18 protein-coding genes are annotated in these 16,211 nt (G+C 44.5%); all 18 read left to right on the top strand.

The features are described from left to right. The first annotated feature begins 45 nt into the window (after nucleotides 1-45). The 18 genes from AACU33_RS15730 to AACU33_RS15645 all read left to right on the top strand — a co-directional run bounded on the left by AACU33_RS15730 (nucleotide 46) and on the right by AACU33_RS15645 (nucleotide 15,691). Nucleotides 46-1,647: a GMC family oxidoreductase gene (locus AACU33_RS15730; protein WP_096589575.1), complete on the top strand. Its 1,602-nt coding sequence runs from the start codon at nucleotides 46-48 to the stop codon at nucleotides 1,645-1,647. Between the two features lie 102 nt (nucleotides 1,648-1,749). Then, entirely contained in the window at nucleotides 1,750-3,321 is a 1,572-nt protein-coding gene (locus tag AACU33_RS15725; RefSeq protein WP_096589574.1) for a GMC family oxidoreductase, read from the top strand. A 214-nt stretch (nucleotides 3,322-3,535) separates the two neighbouring features. After that, nucleotides 3,536-4,051 (top strand): SgcJ/EcaC family oxidoreductase, encoded by a 516-nt coding sequence (locus tag AACU33_RS15720; RefSeq protein ID WP_096589573.1) that lies wholly within the window; start codon nucleotides 3,536-3,538, stop codon nucleotides 4,049-4,051. Between the two features lie 119 nt (nucleotides 4,052-4,170). After that, on the top strand, nucleotides 4,171-4,365 hold the full coding sequence (locus AACU33_RS15715; protein WP_339376053.1) for a hypothetical protein: 195 nt from the start codon (nucleotides 4,171-4,173) through the stop codon (nucleotides 4,363-4,365). A gap of 63 nt (nucleotides 4,366-4,428) precedes the next feature. Next, on the top strand, nucleotides 4,429-5,178 hold the full coding sequence (locus tag AACU33_RS15710) for a glucose 1-dehydrogenase (protein WP_096589572.1): 750 nt from the start codon (nucleotides 4,429-4,431) through the stop codon (nucleotides 5,176-5,178). A gap of 19 nt (nucleotides 5,179-5,197) precedes the next feature. Further along, a complete protein-coding gene (locus tag AACU33_RS15705; RefSeq protein WP_096589571.1) occupies nucleotides 5,198-5,848 on the top strand; it encodes an MOSC domain-containing protein in 651 nt (216 codons plus the stop codon). 57 nt (nucleotides 5,849-5,905) lie between these two features. Beyond that, nucleotides 5,906-6,790: an alpha/beta fold hydrolase gene (locus AACU33_RS15700; RefSeq protein ID WP_096589570.1), complete on the top strand. Its 885-nt coding sequence runs from the start codon at nucleotides 5,906-5,908 to the stop codon at nucleotides 6,788-6,790. 146 nt (nucleotides 6,791-6,936) lie between these two features. Then, nucleotides 6,937-7,503 carry a ferric reductase-like transmembrane domain-containing protein gene (locus tag AACU33_RS15695; protein ID WP_096589569.1) on the top strand — a complete coding sequence of 189 codons (567 nt, stop codon included), beginning with the start codon at nucleotides 6,937-6,939 and terminating at the stop codon, nucleotides 7,501-7,503. A gap of 77 nt (nucleotides 7,504-7,580) precedes the next feature. Beyond that, on the top strand, nucleotides 7,581-8,606 hold the full coding sequence (locus AACU33_RS15690) for a WD40 repeat domain-containing protein (protein WP_096589568.1): 1,026 nt from the start codon (nucleotides 7,581-7,583) through the stop codon (nucleotides 8,604-8,606). Between the two features lie 72 nt (nucleotides 8,607-8,678). Continuing rightward, nucleotides 8,679-9,368 carry a gamma subclass chorismate mutase AroQ gene (gene aroQ, locus AACU33_RS15685; RefSeq protein WP_096589567.1) on the top strand — a complete coding sequence of 230 codons (690 nt, stop codon included), beginning with the start codon at nucleotides 8,679-8,681 and terminating at the stop codon, nucleotides 9,366-9,368. A 245-nt stretch (nucleotides 9,369-9,613) separates the two neighbouring features. After that, complete coding sequence (locus AACU33_RS15680; protein ID WP_096589566.1) at nucleotides 9,614-10,609, top strand: alpha/beta hydrolase; 996 nt, start codon at nucleotides 9,614-9,616, stop codon at nucleotides 10,607-10,609. Between the two features lie 121 nt (nucleotides 10,610-10,730). Beyond that, nucleotides 10,731-11,648: a DUF1838 domain-containing protein gene (locus AACU33_RS15675; protein ID WP_339376052.1), complete on the top strand. Its 918-nt coding sequence runs from the start codon at nucleotides 10,731-10,733 to the stop codon at nucleotides 11,646-11,648. Nucleotides 11,649-11,772: 124 nt separating this feature from the next. Then, the gene (locus AACU33_RS15670; RefSeq protein ID WP_096589564.1) at nucleotides 11,773-12,168 is read left to right on the top strand and encodes a DUF6130 family protein; all 396 of its coding nucleotides are present in this window, start codon (nucleotides 11,773-11,775) and stop codon (nucleotides 12,166-12,168) included. Nucleotides 12,169-12,300: 132 nt separating this feature from the next. After that, nucleotides 12,301-12,666 carry a hypothetical protein gene (locus AACU33_RS15665; RefSeq protein ID WP_339376051.1) on the top strand — a complete coding sequence of 122 codons (366 nt, stop codon included), beginning with the start codon at nucleotides 12,301-12,303 and terminating at the stop codon, nucleotides 12,664-12,666. 17 nt (nucleotides 12,667-12,683) lie between these two features. Beyond that, the gene (locus AACU33_RS15660; protein WP_339376050.1) at nucleotides 12,684-13,031 is read left to right on the top strand and encodes a hypothetical protein; all 348 of its coding nucleotides are present in this window, start codon (nucleotides 12,684-12,686) and stop codon (nucleotides 13,029-13,031) included. A 77-nt stretch (nucleotides 13,032-13,108) separates the two neighbouring features. Beyond that, on the top strand, nucleotides 13,109-14,059 hold the full coding sequence (locus AACU33_RS15655; protein WP_096589562.1) for an L-lactate dehydrogenase: 951 nt from the start codon (nucleotides 13,109-13,111) through the stop codon (nucleotides 14,057-14,059). A gap of 184 nt (nucleotides 14,060-14,243) precedes the next feature. Continuing rightward, nucleotides 14,244-15,356: an alpha-L-fucosidase gene (locus AACU33_RS15650; protein WP_339376049.1), complete on the top strand. Its 1,113-nt coding sequence runs from the start codon at nucleotides 14,244-14,246 to the stop codon at nucleotides 15,354-15,356. Between the two features lie 5 nt (nucleotides 15,357-15,361). Beyond that, nucleotides 15,362-15,691: an alpha-L-fucosidase C-terminal domain-containing protein gene (locus tag AACU33_RS15645; RefSeq protein ID WP_339376048.1), complete on the top strand. Its 330-nt coding sequence runs from the start codon at nucleotides 15,362-15,364 to the stop codon at nucleotides 15,689-15,691. Nucleotides 15,692-16,211: the final 520 nt, after the last annotated feature.

Genomic DNA, 16,211 nt, shown 5'->3' with positions numbered 1-16,211 from the left:
CTTAGCTCCATTTATCCATTGTAGATAACAGAGGAAGAGAACTTTATGACTAATTATGACTACATTGTAATTGGTGCAGGTTCGGCTGGTTGTGTGGTTGCCAATCGTCTAACCGAAGACTGTAACACAACCGTGTTACTCCTCGAAGCGGGCAACCCAGCTACAAAACCAGAAATTCAAATTCCGGCGCAATGCTTTAGCCTAATAGGCTCTGAAGTTGATTGGAGTTACGTTTCTGAGCCGGAACCCTACCTGAACGATCGCACAATGCTTTGCTCCCGTGGCAAAGTCTTGGGGGGCAGCAGTTCGATTAATTTCATGCTGTATGTCCGGGGCAATTCTCACGATTACGATCGCTGGCAGTCGTTGGGAAATTCCGGTTGGAGTTATCAAGATGTTTTGCCCTACTTTAAGAAATCGGAGCACCAGCAGCGAGGCGCATCAGAATTTCACGGGGTTGGTGGGGAGTTGAGCGTTACCGATGTGATGTCCCCTGCTGTCGTTTCCCAACGCTTTGTCGATGCCTGTGTGGCAATGGGCTATGACTATAATCCTGATTTCAACGGAGCGCAGCAAGAAGGGGCAGGCCCCTATCAGTTAACCGTCAAGGATGGTAAACGGCACAGTGCTGCGGCTGCCTTTCTCCTGCCCATTCTCCATCGTCCCAATTTGACTGTAACGACAGGGGCATTGGTAACGCGATTGCTGTTTGAGGGCACTCGCACCGTCGGAGTGGAGTATCTGCATGAGGGTACGCTGCATCAGGTTAGCGTCAACCAGGAAGTGATTTTAAGTGCAGGTGCATTTGATTCACCCAAGTTGCTGATGCTTTCTGGCATTGGAGATGCGCACCATTTGCAAGCAATGAAAATTCCTGTCGTTGCTGATTTACCGGGGGTTGGTCAAAACCTTCAGGATCACATTTTCACTGTTGTGGTTCAGGAAGCTATTCAAGATGTACACCCTGCTATCACCAGTAGTGTCGCTGACGCCGGATTAATTTTGCATAGCGATGGCAATCTGGACGTTGCACCAGATTTACAATTCTTCTTCGGCCCCGTTCAACTCTTATCACCGGGTTATACCCCCGCTAATTTTGGATTTACGGGTGCAGTCTCTTTAACACGTCTGCAAAACATTGGCAGCGTCAGTTTGCAGTCAACGAATCCCAAAGACCCACCCATCATGCAGATGAACTATCTGCAACATCAAGCCGATGTGCAAAAGCTGATTGAGGGGATTAAATTGATGCGTCAATTGTTTCAGAGCCATGCCTTCGATGAGTTTCGTGGCAAGGAAATCGCTCCGGGGGCTGATATTCAGAGCGATGCAGCACTTGAAGCTTATATTCAGAACACTTGCAGCACTGTGTGGCATCCGGTTGGCACCTGCAAAATGGGAATTGATTCAATGGCGGTAGTAGACCCCGAACTACGGGTATATGGAATTGAGGGATTACGTGTCGTTGATGCATCAATTATGCCAACAATCACTACAGGAAATACGAACGCACCGACCATCATGATCGGTGAGAAGGCGGCGGATTTAATTAAAGCAACTCGCACTCAACAACCGTTGATGACCAAATACAACGTGCAAAATCCAGCCCAGTTAGGATTTCTAGCAGTCGGCGATTCTGATTGGTGAGAATGTTCTTACTCTCCGCATCTCCCCTTCTTTGCGTCAATCCCCCAAAGACTGGATGCCCCCCTTGCGGAACAATGGACAGAACCAGCACAGGAGATTTCTATGCCTCAATATGACTACATTGTAATTGGTGCAGGCTCGGCAGGCTGCGTGGTCGCTAACCGTCTGACGCAAGACAGTGACACAACTGTGTTATTACTCGAAGCGGGTAACCCAGATACGAAACCAGAAATTCACATTCCGTCCCAATGCGTTAGTCTACAAGGCTCTGAGGTGGACTGGGCATATTTCTCTGAACCCGAACCCTACCTGAAGGGTCGCAAAATCTTTTGTCCCCGTGGCAAAGTTCTGGGGGGCAGCAGTTCGATTAATTTCATGGTTTATATGCGGGGCAATCCTCACGATTATGACCACTGGCAGAAATTAGGCAATCCCGGTTGGAGTTACCAGGATGTCTTGCCCTACTTCAAGAAATCGGAACACTCCTCACGAGGCGCGTCAGAATTTCACGGGGTTGATGGAGAGTTGAGCGTCACCGATCTGATTGCGCCTGCTGTGATATCCCAACGCTTTGTAGACGCAGCAGTGACACTAGGATATGACCACAATCCCGATTTTAACGGTACACAGCAAGAAGGAGCAGGCCCCTATCAGTTGACGGTTAAGGATGGTAAGCGGCACAGTACTGCGACTGCCTTCCTTGTACCCATTCTCCAGCGTTCCAATTTAACTGTAACGACCGGAGCATTGGTAACTCGATTGTTGTTTGAGGGCACCCGCACCGTTGGGGTGGAATACCTGCATGAGGGTATACTACACCAAGTCAGGGTCAACTCCGAAGTGATTTTAAGTGCTGGCGCGTTCGATTCGCCCAAGCTGCTGATGCTTTCCGGCATTGGGGATGCACAACACCTGCAAGCGATGGGCATTGAGGTAGTGGCTGATTTGCCTGGAGTTGGTCAAAACCTCCAAGACCACCCTGCCGTGTCCGTGGCATACGAGGCAACTCAGGATTTACACGCGGCAAGCACCAGTAGTGTTGGTGAAGCTGGCTTGTTTATGCATACCGATGGGAATCAGGAGATTGCGCCAGATTTACAGTTTCTCTTCGCTCCGGTTGTATTAGCACCGCCTGGTTATGTCCACTCTGGTTTAGGATTCGTAGGTTTCGTTTGTTTGACTCATCCTCAAAACATTGGCAGTGTCAGTTTGCGTTCTCCCGACCCCAAAGACACACCGATGATTCAAATGAACTTGCTCCAAAGTGAAGCTGATGTGCAAAAGCTCGTTGTCGGAATTAAATTACTCCGTAACTTGTTCGGTACAAGTGCTTTTGATGAGTTTCGCGGTGAGGAAATCACTCCCGGTGCTGACAAGCAGAGCGATGCAGCGCTAGAAGCTTACGTCCGGGAAACTTGTAGTACAGTGTGGCATCCGATCGGCACTTGCAAAATGGGTACTGACCCAATGGCAGTTGTAGACCCCAAACTGCGGGTATATGGGGTTGAGGGATTGCGGGTCGTGGATGCCTCCATCATGCCCACGCTCACCACAGGAAATACGAACGCACCGACCATCATGATCGGTGAGAAGGCCGCAGATTTAATTAAAGTGGAGCGTACCACACAAAGCATTGCCAATCAACTTAATTTCCAAGTTCAATTGCATCTCTAGCGAAATTGGCGACAAAATCCTGGGTCTACCTGGAGATTTCCCTTAGAGGACGTTATGAACTTCTATAGAACCTAGTCTAAAAGCGAAATTCAGCCCTCGTTGCGATTTTCGAGGAATGGTTGGATCTGGCTTACAGAGCCGATGATTTTCAGAGTTTATAACACGCTCTATACCGCTTGAAAACTGATCTATCACTTAAAAGGAACTTAAAACTATGACTTCACAAACAGCTCAAACCACCACTACTGCTGACGAGTCGGTAATCCGTGCTTTCCCTCGCCAGATGGTTGATGGTTGGAATCAAGGTAGCGGCGAAGGCTTTGCTGCTCCGTTCAGCGAAACTGCTGATTTCATCACGTTCGAGGGCACACATCTCAAGGGTCGAAAAGAAATCGCTGCATTTCATCAGCAAGCGTTCGACACGGTTGTCAAAGGAACACGCTTGGAGGGTGAGGTGGATTTTGTCCGCTTCGTGAACTCGCAACTCGCGCTCATGCTTGTAGTTATCAGGGTAATACTGCCCGGACAAACCGAAGCTTCACCGTCACGAGATTCCCTGCCGCTATACGTCGTAACGAAAAGCGACGAAGGTTGGCAGATCGAAGGGTTACTCAATACCCGGAAGTTAACGCTAGAACGTCAATTCTTCTTAGACGACTTTGACTCACTGAGCGCAGAGGCTCAACGTCAAGTGACCGACCTCGTTGCAGGTCTCAAGCAGCGTCATTAAGCAGATCAATCAAAGGAGATGTAAGGAATGGTACTAAGTTAAGATACAGCCCTTGCCCCAACTGGTTAAGAGCCTCCAGGCTCTTAACGAGGATACAATAAATCCTTGGGCTTTTCTTAGTGCCATTCGGGTCAAACCAATGGACTGTTGAAGGCGATCGCAGATACTCACTGTTGTCTCATGCAGCAGGTGAAATTATTTCGACGGTGCAAATGGTAATGCAAGCTCAGATGCCCTATACCGTTTTGCGCGATCGCGTTTTAACTCATCCAACAATGACTGAAGGGTTAAATCTGCTATTCTCAAAGCTGTGATGCAACAGAACCGATAACACTTCAATGGTTCATACAAATCCAAAATCCCTATTAAATTAACCTATGAAAAAACTAGAAGGAAAAATCGCCCTTGTCACGGGTGGCAACAGTGGGATCGGTCTTGCCACAGCCAAAGAGTTTGTTGCTGAAGGAGCCTATGTCTACATCACGGGTCGTCGCCAAGTCGAACTGGATGCTGCTGTAGAAGCCATTGGTAAAAATGTTACGGCTGTGCAAAGCGATGTTTCTAATCTGGCAGACCTAGATCGTCTGTTTACTACCATTAAGCAAGAGCAAGGACACCTCGATATTATCTTCGCTAATGCTGGCGTTGGACAAATTGCGCCACTTGGAGCAATCACTGAGGAACACTTTGACAAAACATTCAACGTAAACGTTAAAGGTTTGCTGTTCACCGTACAAAAGGCGCTGCCACTGTTGCCAGAGGGCGCTTCTATTATCCTGAATGCTTCGATTACTTCTATAAAAGGTACGCCAGCTTTCAGTGTTTACAGCGCCACCAAAGCCGCCGTGAGATCGTTTGCTCGGAATTGGATACTCGATCTCAGAGAACGCAAGATCCGAGTGAATGCCATTAGCCCTGGTGTGGTTCCGACTCCTGGTTACGATCATTTGGGACTGAATGACCAGCAGTTGCAAGAATTCGTGGACAGCCAAGCCAGCACCATCCCACTGGGGCGAGTCGGCAAACCCGATGAGATTGCCAAAGCCGTTGTCTTTCTTGCTTCAGATGACAGCAGCTTTGTGAACGGCATTGAGTTGTTTGTTGATGGCGGTATGGCACAGATTTAAAGTCCAAAAGGAGTTAAAGATGAAGCTGATCTCTGTTAATGTCGGGTTGCCGCGTGAAGTGACCTGGAAAGGAAAAGCCGTCCGCACTGGAATTTTCAAAGAGCCAGTGAATGCGAGAGTAATGGTGCGTGAACTCAATTTAGATGGCGATCGCCAAGCGGATCTCACCGTTCATGGCGGAGTTGACAAAGCTGTATATGTCTATCCTTTTGAGCATTATGATTACTGGCAAAGCCAATTGCCTGACACAGAGTTAACATTTGGGATCTTTGGTGAAAATTTCACAGTCTCAGGATTGAGAGAAGAAGAATTGAACATTGGGGATCGCTTCAAAATCGGCAGTGTGGAACTAATGGTGACTCAACCTCGCTTACCCTGTTACAAACTAGCGATTCGCTTTGGGCGATCGGATATGGTGAAACGATTTCTCACCAGTCGTCGCACTGGATTTTACTTTCGGGTTTTGCAAGAGGGCGAAGTGGTCGCTGGAGACACTTTAGAGTTAATCAGTCGAGATACCAACAATATTACAGTTGCTGATATCACTCAGCTTTATGTTCGTGAGCAAAACAATCCAGAGTTACTGCATCGTGCTGCTCAACTTGAAGCCTTACCGGAAAGCTGGCGAGACTACTTTCAGGAGCAGATTCGTCGTTCGGATGTGAGATAGCTCAACCTGTTGTCAAACGCCATCATGTCACTTTTATCACTTACAAGGAGTAATCTCATGACTACATATCGCACAGTTTCGATTGATGGTTTAGATATCTTTTACCGTGAAGCGGGTTCCCGTGATAATCCGACGATTCTGCTATTACACGGCTTTCCAACCTCCTCTCATATGTTCCGCAATCTTATACCTGCTCTGGCTGATAAATTCCATCTCGTTGCACCTGACTATCCTGGTTACGGCAACAGTTCGATGCCAACTGTAAATGAATTTGACTACACGTTCGATCGCTTGGCTGAGATTGTGGAGAAATTTATTGACGCGATCGCTCTCAAAAAGTACAGCCTTTATGTGATGGATTATGGCGCACCAATTGGCTATCGAATTGCCGCTAAATATCCAGAGCGCGTGCAATCTCTGATTGTTCAAAATGGCAATGCTTACGAGGAAGGTCTGCGCGAATTTTGGGAGCCGATTAAGGCATACTGGCAAGAGCGATCGCCTGAGAATGCTGAAAAGCTCAAATATCTTGTCACTCTGGAAGCAACCAAGTGGCAATATACTAACGGTGTTCGCAATCTAGAAGCAATCAGCCCCGATACCTGGACTATCGATCAACATTTCCTCGATCGCCCCGGAAACGAAGAGATTCAACTGGCACTGTTTTATAGCTATGGCACTAATCCACCGCTCTATCCCCAATGGCAAGAGTATTTTCGCAAGTATCAACCTCCTACCCTGATTGTTTGGGGCAAGAACGACTACATCTTTCCTGCTGACGGTGCTTATCCATACCAGCGTGACTTGAAAGACGTTGAGTTCCATCTACTCGATACTGGACATTTTGCCCTAGAAGAAGATGGGGATGCGATCGCAAACTATATCGATCAATTCCTCACATCACGAGTGCAATCCGTTCTCATATCAGGTTCGTCTAATTAGTTTTGAATAACATACCTTCGCCAAAAAAAGAGTATGAACAGAGAAGAGTGATGTAGTAAAGACCGACTGGAATCGTCAAAAAATGACCAGATAAAAAATACCTACCTTTGTAAGGGCTTTTATTGAAAAATTAAGGAGGATTGGTCATGGGAGCAATCGATACAGCACCGTTAGAAAACAGCCTGGGATTTCTAGCTTTAGGAGCTTATATTCTCACCTTAATGCCCACGAATCTCAGAATTATTTTTCCTCAAACTAAACAAACGAACCTTCCCAAATGGCTGTTAAAATATCGACGACTTATCGGTATTCTGGCTTTCTGCTTGGCTTTGCTTCACGCTTTCCTCTTAGTGCAAAAGAGAGACCTTGATTTTTTAGATCCCAATACCTATTGGATTTATATCCAAGGTGTATCTACCTTCATAATTTTTACTCTCTTGGCAATTACTTCTAATGACTGGAGTGTCAAAAGACTGAAAAAAAATTGGAAGCGATTACATACCCTGACTTACTTAGCTATGTTCCTGCTCACTTGGCACGTTTGGGACAAAATGTTAGAGCATTGGAGCTATTTAACCCCGATTGGGCTAGTAGGGATTGTCACGACAACCCTTTTATTTCTGATGCGACGCTGGATTGAACATCGGAATAAACAACAAAAAGCGAAAGGAAAAGCGTTCTCATCTCAAATTACAGAAAAAATTACTCTATAGTACCGCTAGTCTCCGACACCGTTACGCAGTGGGTGCAAGTCAGATTATTCACTCACTCGCACAAGGAATGTCCTGTTATGAGATCGAAACAAATTACCAGGAAATCTTCAGCAGCATTGGCAATCAGCACCTTAACAATGTTGGTTGGTAGTAGCAGTTGTGCCAGCCTATTGTCTTCCTTCCGAAACGCTAGTGTTGCTACAAGGTCTGTTGCAACCACTCAACCCTTACGTTCTCTCCAAAGAAATTCAACTTGGGTTTACGCGATCGCAATCAGCCCTGATGGACGCTTCCTCGCCAGTGGCAGTTACGATAAAAAAATTAAAATTTGGGATCTGCCTAATAACACCTTACTCTATACTTTAGAAGGACACGGCGATGCAGTGGTAAGCCTTGCCATCAGTCCAGATAGCAAGCTGCTCGCTAGTGGCAGTTGGGATAACCGGATTAAACTCTGGAATTTAGAGACGGGGCAACTGCTTCGTACCCTAAATGGCCATACAGATGATGTAGAAGCCGTTGCCATCAGCCCCAACGGAAAGTGGTTAGCCAGTGGTAGTGCTGACACAACCATCCGTATCTGGAACGTGCAGACTGGCGTACAAGTTCATCAGTTATCGGATGGAAAGTGGGTAAGAACTGTTGCTTTTAGTCCGGATGGGCAGACCTTAGCTAGTGGCAATGAGGGTGGTACACTCAAAATTTGGCGGCTTATGGATGGTGCTGTTCTAAAAACCCTGAATGCTCATTCACAAGCTGTGCGCTCAGTGACTTTTAGCCCTGATGGACGGACCTTAGCGAGTGGCAGTGCTGATAAGACAGTCAAACTCTGGCAAATGCCCACTGGTAAATTGTTGCACTCCCTAATTGGACATTCAGGAGTTGTGTGGTCAGTGGCTTTCAGTCCAGATGGCAAGAGATTAGCTAGTGGTAGCAATGATAGCACTATCAAGTTATGGGGGTTGCCTGAAGGCAAACTCTTGGAGAATTTGATCGGGCATGAGCGAAGTGTGCGGTCAGTAGTTTTCAGTCCGCATGAAAACATGATAGCCAGCAGCAGTGCCGACAAAACCATTAAACTCTGGTCTCTTTTTAAAGAGTGACAAGAAGCTTTCAGAAACAAGATCGACTATTTCTGATTCTGTTGAACGGTTTGAATTCAAAAGAGTAAACACATGACCACTTCTCGCACAGTTTGTGCAGTCCAATCAATTATCATGATAATTTTGTTTGGGCTTTTTTTCAGTAGTGGAGTAGTCGCTGCCAGCTTCAAATCAGATTGTACTGCCAAGAACTTTGGGTTGTTACAATCAGCAAATCCTCAATGTATCACAAGTGCAGAGCAACAATTACGTGTAGATAAATTACTAAAATTGATCCAGCAGCGATTGCTAATTGCACATGATGTAGCCCGGTGGAAATGGAATCATAAACGTCCTATCGAGGATCGAAAGCGTGAACAAGAGTTATTATTAAAAGCTAGGCAACAAGCAACAATCTATAGCCTAGATCCCGATATGGTTGCAGCATTTTTTCAAGCACAAATAGAAGCAGGAAAACTTATCCAAGCAGTTGATTTTCAAACCTGGCAAAAGCAAGGAATTAAATCTTTTCCTGACGTGCCAGACTTAAACCAGGTATTGCGACCATCTTTAGATAAATTAAACACAGAATTTCTTTTTGCTTTAACAGAACTGACTCAATTTCTAGGTTGTCCGCAGATACAAGAATTAATAAAGTCACGTTTCCAGGTGATTGTTCAGGGAGATGGTATTGTCAAGCAAGTGCAGTCTATTGCAATTTCACCCCTACTGCAATTTCAAAACTTCTTCTTGCAGCATTTAAAGAAATCACACTGCTGCTGATTGAAGTGAAAAATGAAGTTTATGCCCATTTAACTGCTCTTTCACCCTTACAGTAGCATATTCTTGTTTTGCTTGGGTTCCCGACTACTATTTATACTCAACTTGGTGGTCAATCTTTTACTCCTGAGTAGACTTTTTTCGGAGTTAGAAAAAAGTCAGCGAACTGGGAGTTATTAAGCAGCAGTGTTAAATCAATTAACTTAACATCTCAACAGATTGTTTACAATTTATTAAAGGAGAATGTCATGGTTGCTCAAGCAAACTCGCAAGCAGCAAAAATTTTGGAAGTTGCCGAAGATCCACGTCTTTCCAAAGGAACGAAGGAATTTTTGAAAGTGCTGAATTCCGGGGGTGTGGCACTGGAGAAACTCACTCCACTCGAAGCACGTCAAGTCCTTGTAGATGCACAGGCTTCTGTTCCAGTAGACCTTTCAGGCATTGAAGAGTCCCAAAAAACGATTACTGCTGACGGTTATCCAATCACGCTCAATATTGTACGACCTGCGGGTGTCCAAGGCACATTGCCTGTTTTCATCTTTATTCATGGTGGTGGTTGGGTGCTGGGTGATTACCCAACACACAAGCGCATGGTTCGCGATTTGGTTGTGCTTTCAGGGTTTGCAGGTGTCTTTGTCAACTACACTCGCACGCCAGATGCTCAGTACCCACAGGCAATCAATGAGATTTATGCTGCGACCAAATGGGTTGCCGAGCATGGCGAGGAGATTGGCGTGGATGGCAAGAATTTGGCAGTCGTTGGCAACAGTGTCGGCGGTAACATGACAACTGTTACTGCTTTGCAGGCGAAAAAAAAAGGAGGACCACACATCAAACTGCAAATCCTGATGTGGCCCATTGTAGATGCTGATTTTGAAACGAATTCTTATCACCAATTTGGCGATCGGCGTTTTCTGACTGTACCAACGATGAAGTGGATGTATGACATGTACATCCCTGACCCAGAAAAGCGCAAAGATATTTATGCTTCTCCCCTACAGGCGACGGTTGAGCAACTCAAAGGCTTGCCTCCGGCGTTAATTGTGGTTGCAGAGAGCGATATCTTGCATGACGAGGGCATAGCCTATGGACGCAAGCTCGATGAAGCTGGGGTCGAGGTGACAACTGTGCAGTACAACGGCATGATTCATGACTTCGGACTGCTGAATGGTTTAGCAGAGTTACCAGAAACCCATTCTCTGTTTGTTCAAGCTGCTGCCCAATTGAAGAAATATCTGCAATAGGATGCGTGGTTTACCGCCACAGGCATCGTTTCCCGTTATGCCAAAACCTCGGAGGTTTAAGTCTGTAAACGAGACGTTTACCTTCTTGCAAATGAACAAGAATTTAACGAGGATTCAAGGTATGAGACGTAAAACTAAGTTCCTGTACTTTTGGGCCACAGTCGTCGTTACAGTTTTAGCTTTAAAACAAACTCCAGGCGAAGCTCAAACCCGCTCAGACACACAAACGGTTGACATTCAGGAGTTAGTCCGGACTCGCTGTGCCACTGATCCACGAAACACTTATCTCGAATGGAGCGGTTCTGTTTATGCGTTTGTTCCTCAAGAACAGCAGCGAAAGTTATTTAGTATCATCGGCATGAATGTTGCACGCTGCTTTCAGAATCAGCAAGGACAATGGTTATTAACATCTCGTGAACTTCAGTATTATTTGGATCCAAAGACGAATCAGGTGCTAAATCGCTGGCAGAATCCCTGGACAGGGGAAGTAGTGCCCGTAGTGCATGTTGCTAATAATCCCGTTCAGAGCAACTTAGGACAAGGGAGATTCCCCGTTTTGGCGGCTGGCAGAAATCTTATTCTCACACTGGATGTTCCGCTCACCTATCCTAACGTTCTAGCCAGCGATCCGAAGTTTCAAGACTATAGTCCCGAACCACTCTATCAAGCTGGGGAATTTTTTAAGTTTGTAGTTCCTGAAGCAAGAGTCGAACAGCCTAACGTTCCTACAGTACTGAATGTTTCAGGCACTTGGAATCGTATTGGTCCCTGGCTACCTTGGATGAAGATGAAAGGGAAACCAGGACAGTTAGTTTACAGCGCTAGTATTCGGAAACTGCAAAGATTCGAGGAGCTTTCCCCATTGCTTCAGCAAGAAATTACATCACGAGTCCCGGTTTATCGCACGGCTCCTACTTGCTATTTAGCTGCAAGTAGCAAAACTTCCTGGACCTACTTTCGCGAATACTTTAACAATTATCTTGCTGGCGATCAATTCCCCATTTCTGAGACACAGAGCAACCAAACTTGTCAGCAATAAGCCTGTGCTGCTTCTACAGATCTGAACTCACTCACGATCTCTACAGAGTTTAGAAGTAGAACCTCTAATTTGAGGTGTCTGAAATTACATCGTTATATAAACTACTCTCAGGTACTTACCTGCTATGAACAGCCACACACCGAGTACTAGGGACATTATCGGGCCATCACCGTTGATTGCGATTGAAAACGAAGCACCACCCAAGCTAATTGTCGATCCACCGCTTCCCGAACCACTAGCCCAGGGTCGCGTCTTTATCCAGTACCGGACGGAGAATTTGCGTGTGTTGCCAGTGTTTGGCAAAGGTGCCCTCGAAGTATCGCCGCGCATTGGTCATATCCACATCACCGTTGACGATTTGCCGTGGCACTTTGTCGATTCAAGTGGAGAAACCGTGATCCTGGTGGGACTGGAACCTGGCGCGCATAAGGTGCTGATTGAACTAGCTGACCCTATGCACAAAGTAATCACCAGTGAAACTGTAAAGTTCACGCTGCCCGATCCGAAGAAATCATCATGAAAAAACTAGATGGAAAAATCGCAATTGTGACGGGAGCATCTGGGGAAACGCTGTACATCGCGAGTAGTATTCATTGAGATGAAGTTATAGCAGCAATCGAGTAATGTCAAACTCATTAAATTTACAACACTTATGAAAACATCCGCATTACTTCTTGCTCTGCCAATCAGTATCTTAGCTAATTTTTCCTTAAGAGCTTCTGCTGATTCTACTGCTGGCATCATCCTGAGTACAAAATGCCAGGGTGGTTACAACATCAATATTTGGCAGAATTATACTTCCCGCGAACTGCTTTATCGCGCGACCAGTGCCAATGGTAATTTAAGTTTGGGCAAAGGAACTAGCCGAGCAACAGAAGGTGTTCGAGTGTATAAGTTTCGGAATGGAATTTATGAATATTGGGTGTGGGATGGCACATTAGATAATCCGCAGTCTGGAACTTTAGAGGTGTATAAAAACAACCGTATCTTAATGAAGCAAGATTGTAGAAAAAGTTGAATCTTCTAGCAGGTGTTATGCACTTTTTTGAAACCCAGTTAGGGCAGCATCTTGAGTTACGATCGCTAAATCCTCTCAAGAAGCCAGTCTTTTTTGAAGTTCATAACACCTTCGAGACATCGTATTCACCCGACGTTCCGAGAGCGAAAACACTCGGTCAAACTGATGGGCTTATGAAGGCGATCGTAGATACCGAAACAGGTCGGATTCTAGGGTGTTCCTTGTTGTGTCATGAAGCAGGTGAAGTAATTTCAACGGTACAGATGGTGATGCAAGCTCAGATGCCCTACACCGTTCTGCGCGATGGTATTTTGACTCATCCCACGATGACTGAAGGGTTAAATATATTGTTTTCCAAGTTGTAAGGAGACGGTAATTGCAGATCCAAGGACTTACCAAATAAACGACATTGCACTCTTGAAGCGAAAAAAGTAGATATAGCATGATTAGTAAAACATCGAAAATCGGTATTATTGGTGCAGGTAATGTAGGTGCAGACGTTGCAAATGCTTTAGTCCTACTCGGTAAATGTGTAAGGGTCGTCCTTTTTGATCGAACCTTATCAAAAGCTGAAGGGCAAGCATGGGATATTGAAGACAGCATTCCCCTACTTAAAGAGATGGAGATTATACCAACAAATCAGTATGAAGATTTGGCTGATTCAGATATCATTATTGTGACTGCTGGGGTGCAGCCAAAACAAGGACAGACCCGATTAGATACATTGAGCGACAATGCAGAGATTATACGTTTGACAATCAAAGAATTGGATCGAGTTGCACCGAATTCAATCATAATTATCGTTAGCAATCCAGTGGATGTACTTACGCGGATTGCGATCGCTACTTCCACTAGAGCAGAAAACCTAATTTTAGGTTCGGGAACCGTTCTTGATACTGCTAGACTGAGATATCAACTTGGAAAGCGACTGAATGTTGCCAAACAAGACATTCATGCTTATGTGATTGGCGAGCATGGAGATAGTCAATTTGTCGTTTGGTCTAGTGCATTTATTGGGGGAATTCTGTTAACTGAATTTCCCATACCACAAGAAGCAACGCTAGAACAAATTCAGCAAGAGTACGCACAATTAACTCGTAAACGAGGCCATAACATTTTTGAACGCAAAGGAAATACAAGCTATGGTATATCAATAGTAATTTGTCAGTTAGTTGATACCATTCTGCGAGATGAAAAGCAGATATTTCCAGTATCGGTCAGAGCAAATTCTAACTATGGATTTGGCAGTGAAGTTGTGCTTGGACTTCCATGTATCATTGGTTCAACAGGTATTGAGCGCCAACTACTTTTATCAAGAAATGCTCATGAACAACGCTTATTAGAAGAATCAGCCAACAAACTCAATGAAGCCTATAATTTTTTGTTTAATTAAAATTAATTGGGTGCGGCTCTTTTGAGAATACAGTATTTTGAACACTACCTTTGCCAAAATAAGAACCTACGAAAATTTGGGCAATAAGCTTTTAGCTAATCAGGTAGATAAAAATAACGACTAAAAATGGCTAAATATACTTTCGTTCTAAAGTTTGAGAACTTTGTTAATAAGGAACCTTGTAATGATTAAGTTTTTAGTACGTTCGCTGTTTGCTACATTATCGTTAACAGTATTTTTGAACTTGTTCGCTTCTGTTGCCCTTGCACAAAGAACTTATGAGCCAACAACTGAATCGCTATCAAAGCATGAAGTTCCAGACTGGTTTAAGGATGCAAAATTTGGCATTTTCATCCACTGGGGGGTATATTCTGTACCTGGCTATGCACCACTAACTGGAGAACTGAACAAAGTCGTTGCAGAGCGTGGTTGGGAATATTGGTTTGAGAACAACCCTTACTCGGAATGGTATTACAACTCCATGAAACTTGAGGGCAGCCCTACCTATAACTACCATCGTGCAACCTATGGTGAAGGCTTCACCTATGATGACTTTATTCCCAGATTAAATGCAGCCATAACAAATTGGAACCCCTCGAAATGGGCAAAACTATTCTCTAAAGTAGGTGCGCGGTACGTTGTACTAACAACAAAGCATCATGATGGCTTTTTGTTGTGGCCTAGTAAAACTATAAACCAGCCAGGGCGAGTGGCAACACGGGACATTGTAGGTGAACTAACACAAGCTGTTCGCCAAGAAGGTATGCGGATGGGTGTGTATTATTCTGGTGGTATTGATTGGTCTTTCAAAGATACAAAAATCACAGACTTCAACACGCTGGTAGGAGCAATTATTCAGGAAAAAGCCTATGCAGACTATGCGAATGCTCATTGGCGCGAATTGATTGACCGCTATCAGCCATCTATATTATGGAACGATCTTGGCTACCCTATTGGGCAAGCGAATGAAATTATGGCCTACTTTTACAATCGCGTACCCGATGGTGTGGTGAATGACCGTTTTGATTTAGGTGGCCAGTTAGGGTTGCACTTTGATTTTTCTACACCTGAATATAGCCAATCCACACAAATAGAACCTCTCAAATGGGAAAGTACAAGGGGTTTAGGTTACTCATTTGGCTATAACCAAAATGATACTGATTTGAACATGATTTCGGTAGATGAACTAGTTGACTTATTTGTAGATATTGTTAGTAAAAATGGGAATTTATTGCTGAACATTGGGCCAAAGGCTGATGGTTCAATCTCCAAAGTACAGCTTGAAATGAAAGATTAGAAGGCTTGGGTAAATGGCTAGATGTAAATGGTAAAGCAATCTTTGGCTCACGCTATTGGATACGAGCAGAAGATTTAACTCCAGAACGTATTCGAGTGCGCTACACCACTAATAAAGGAAAATTATATGCAATATTGCTTGATGAGCCAACATTTGAGAAGGTTAATATTCCAGGAATAATTTTGCCGAAAAAAGCAAATATTACGATGCTAGGTGTTGGAGGTACACTGGAGTGGCAGCAGTACGGTCAGAATTTATCCATAACACTACCGCACAAGTCTTTAGTCAAAAAATCACCAGCTTACACATTAGAGATCGACTGTATGCCTCTATAATCATCTAAATTCCAACTTTAGTTGGAGCTAACCTTCCATTGATATATGGACTGATTCATCAATCATTGTATTGTACAAAAGTTTCAACTCTGAGCGGACGACAAGTTAGAGTTAATTGCATATATTTAATTCAAGCAAACATTGAGAGCAATTTAGTTGTAATATCGAAGTTTGCTTGACACAAAGAAAGTAGAAAGAAGGTTGTATACTCAACGCTGGTGCTAAACATACAACCGTCGGAGATATCAGTGAACTTTGAGCGCGATCGCAGTTCGTTATTCGTCCCACTTCAACACAAAATTACATAAAAGGTATGTTGAATGCGATCGCAGTGCTGGTGATGTATCGGGACTATCAATGTTCTCAAAGTGCGGACGTTTACAGGCTGAAATTAGGTGATGTAACCGTAGACGTGAAATCGAAAAATTAGATGGTACTCCCTAACAGAGGCGGATAGCACGAATATACAGGTAGGTCACGAAATCTAGATTGTAACCAAAAGTCTGGTAAGTTAATTTCT

The organism is Calothrix sp. NIES-2098 (assembly GCF_963875125.1).
In the GTDB taxonomy this organism is placed as follows: Bacteria; Cyanobacteriota; Cyanobacteriia; order Cyanobacteriales; family Nostocaceae; genus Aulosira.
Note: the sequence above shows the minus strand (reverse complement) of the source record. Positions and strands in the feature narration are given on the sequence as shown.